A 3,138-nucleotide genomic window follows, 5' to 3' on the forward strand; every position below is an offset into this window, starting at 1 on the left:
CCCGGACACCGGCCCCGGTGCGCAGCCTCTGGCTCGAGTGCCCGGCTCCGCTCCGCCGGCAACGGGCCCTCGCACGCGACGGCGAGATCTTCGCGCCCCACTGGGACAGCTGGGCGGCTCAGGAGGAGACGCAGATCGCCGCGGAGCGCCCGATCGCCCTGGTCGACGAGATCGTGCACACCTGATCCCATCCGGCACGACGGTAGACTGTACGGGTGCTGAACGTCTGCGTGCTGATCTCCGGGAGCGGCAGCAACCTCAAAGCCCTGCTCGATGCGGCGGCGGATCCCGCCTACCCGGCCCGGATCGTCGCCGTGGGCTCCGACACCGAGGCGCCCGGGCTCGCGCATGCGACGGCCGCCGGGGTGCCCACGTTCATCGTGCGGCCGCAGGACTACGACGACCGCGAGGAGTGGGGGCAGGTCCTCGCCGCCGCGATCCAGAAGCACGGCGTCGGCACGGGCCCGGATTCGGGGCTCGTCGTGAGCGCCGGACTCATGCGGATCCTGCCCGCCGGCTTCGTGCACGAGTTCTCGCCGCGCCTCATCAACACCCATCCCGCGCTGCTGCCCCTCCACCCCGGAGCCCACGCGGTGCGCGACGCGCTCGCCGCCGGCGCGACCGAGACCGGTGTCACCGTTCACGTCATCGACGAAGGCGTCGACACCGGGCCGGTGCTGCGCCAGGCCCGCGTCGAGATCCGTCCCGGCGAGGGCGAGAACGAGCTGCACGAGCGCATCAAGCAGGTGGAGCGTCCCCTGCTCGTCGACACGGTGCGCGCGATCGCGACCGGCGAACTGCAGCTCTCCGACTGAGGCCATAGCGTCGCCACCGAGCAGCAGAGCACACGAGCAGAGCCCCGCGCCGAGATACCCGCCAGAACCTACGCCAGAACACCGAGGAGACCGACCCGCATGGCAGTACAGAGCCACGACCCCAGCCTCTACGAGCACCGCGATCTGATCCCGGTGCGACGCGCACTGATCTCGGTGAGCGACAAGACGAGGCTGCTCGAGCTGGCGGAGGCGCTCGTCGCGGCCGGCGTCGAGATCGTCTCGACCGGCTCGACCGCCGCGACCATCCGCGACGCCGGGCATCCCGTGGTCGAAGCGGCCGAGGTCACCGGCTTCCCCGAGGTGCTCGACGGCCGGGTGAAGACGCTGCACCCGGCGATCCACTCGGGGCTGCTCGCCGACCTGCGCCTCGCCTCGCACCGCGACCAGCTCGACGAACTCGGCTTCGCGCCCTTCGAGCTCGTCGTCGTGAACCTCTACCCGTTCGAGCAGACCGTCGCCGCGGGCAAGCCGGCGGCCGACGTGATCGAGAACGTCGACATCGGCGGCCCGGCCATGGTGCGGGCCACCGCGAAGAACCACGCCAACGCCGCGATCGTCGTCTCGCCCGCCCGATACGACGAGGTCATCGCCGCGGTCGCGGTCGGCGGCACCTCGCTCGCACTGCGCCGCTCGCTCGCCACCGACGCCTTCGTGCATACGGCCCAGTACGATGCCGCCGTCGCGAACTGGTTCCTGGAACAGGAGGAGCTCGACTGGAGCGAGGCCCCGGCCGACGCGACCGACGAGCAGGACGATTCGATCGATGCGATCTTCGAAGCCCCGGCCGACGGCTCGTTGAGCGCGACAACGCTCGGCTTCGAGATCTTCGGGCTGCGCGAGGCCGTGCTGCGCTACGGCGAGAACAGCCACCAGCGCGCCGCGCTCTTCACGGAGGGCGAAGGATCCGGCATCGCCCAGGCCGCGCAGCTGCACGGCAAGGAGATGTCCTACAACAACTACGTCGATGCGGACGCGGCGCTGCGCGCCGCCAACGACCACGAGCGCCCGGCCGTGGCGATCATCAAGCATGCGAACCCGTGCGGAATCGCCGTCGCACCCGAGGGTGCGGCCGATCCCATCGCCGAGGCGCACCGTCTGGCGCACGCCTGCGACCCGGTCTCCGCGTTCGGCGGAGTCATCGCGGCGAACCGCACGGTGACGAAGGGCATGGCGGAGGCCGTGGCCGAGATCTTCACCGAGGTGATCGTCGCCCCCGGGTTCGAGCCGGAGGCGCTGGCGATCCTCACGCAGAAGAAGAACGTGCGCTTGCTGGTGCTGCCCGTCGACTTCGCGCCGAACCCGCTGGAGCTGCGTCAGGTCTCCGGAGGGTTCCTGCTGCAGGACGCCGACCGCTCCTTCGCCCCTGTCGGGGAGTGGACGCTCGCCGCGGGCGAGCCGGCCGACGCGGCGACGCTGGCAGAGCTCGAGTTCGCCTGGCGGGCCTGCCGCGCCGTGAAGTCGAACGGGATCCTGCTGACGAGCGGTGGAGCCTCCGTCGGCGTCGGCATGGGGCAGGTGAACCGCGTCGACTCGTGCCGACTCGCCGTGTCGCGCGCAGGGGAGCGGGCTTCGGGCTCCGTCGCCGCCTCGGACGCGTTCTTCCCGTTCGCCGACGGCCTTCAGGTGCTGCTCGACGCGGGCGTGCGCGCGGTGGTGCAGCCCGGCGGATCGGTGCGCGACGCGGAGGTCGTCGCGGCGGCCGCGGCGGCCGGCGCGACCATGTACTTCACCGGGGAGCGCCACTTCTTCCACTGACCCGATGGGCCTCCCGTCGACGTCCCATCATCTGATGTGACCCAGCCTGCCCTTCTTTGCGCCCGCCTCGCTCGACCGGGAGAATGAGGCTATGGAAATCGTCAAGGGGATTCTGGTCGTTCTGCACATCGTCGGCTTCGCCGCCGTGTTCGGAAGCGTCATGGCGCAGATGTCGAAGGTCAAGGCCGGCGCGGCGGTGATCACGAACGGGGTGCTGCACGGGCTCTCCACGATGTTCGTGACGGGTCTCCTGCTGGTCGCGATGCGCTACATGCTCGACGAGCCGGTCGACAACCTCAAGATCACGCTCAAGATGGTGGTGCTGATCGTGATGATCGTGATCGTGCTGCTGAACCGCAAGAAGGAGAGCGTGCCCGCGGGTGTGCTCGGCGCGGTGGCCGGCCTCGGCGTGCTGAACGTCGCGCTCGCGGTGCTCTGGAACTGATCGTCAGGCGCTGAAGCCTCAGCGCCAGCGCGCGCCCCACTGCGGGGACTCGCCGGCCGGCGAGAAGGCCTGCGGCACGCCCAGCGGGTTGTCGTCGCGCAG

The 3,138-nt window shown here is 70.7% G+C and carries 3 protein-coding genes and 1 pseudogene; all 4 read left to right on the forward strand.

Annotation, left to right across the window (positions count from 1 at the left end):
- A pseudogene (locus tag ACFPZL_RS11590) lies at positions 1-185 on the forward strand (hypothetical protein); the annotation flags it as partial.
- 30 nt (positions 186-215) lie between these two features.
- Positions 216-815, forward strand: coding sequence for a phosphoribosylglycinamide formyltransferase (purN, locus tag ACFPZL_RS11595; protein WP_382335515.1), 600 nt, complete (start codon positions 216-218; stop codon positions 813-815).
- 99 nt (positions 816-914) lie between these two features.
- On the forward strand, positions 915-2,591 hold the full coding sequence (gene purH, locus ACFPZL_RS11600; RefSeq protein ID WP_218113986.1) for a bifunctional phosphoribosylaminoimidazolecarboxamide formyltransferase/IMP cyclohydrolase: 1,677 nt from the start codon (positions 915-917) through the stop codon (positions 2,589-2,591).
- A gap of 91 nt (positions 2,592-2,682) precedes the next feature.
- A complete protein-coding gene (locus tag ACFPZL_RS11605) occupies positions 2,683-3,036 on the forward strand; it encodes a hypothetical protein (RefSeq protein WP_218113987.1) in 354 nt (117 codons plus the stop codon).
- Positions 3,037-3,138 lie beyond the last annotated feature (102 nt).

Origin of the sequence: Leucobacter soli (assembly GCF_042659205.1) — a bacterium.
GTDB classification, from domain to species: Bacteria; Actinomycetota; Actinomycetes; order Actinomycetales; family Microbacteriaceae; genus Leucobacter; species Leucobacter soli.

Excerpts from the sequence above, each read along its gene's own strand:
- purH (WP_218113986.1), top strand. The coding sequence starts at position 915 with ATGGCAGTACAGAGCCACGACCCCAGCCTCTACGAGCACCGCGATCTG.
- ACFPZL_RS11605 (WP_218113987.1), top strand. The coding sequence starts at position 2,683 with ATGGAAATCGTCAAGGGGATTCTGGTCGTTCTGCACATCGTCGGCTTC.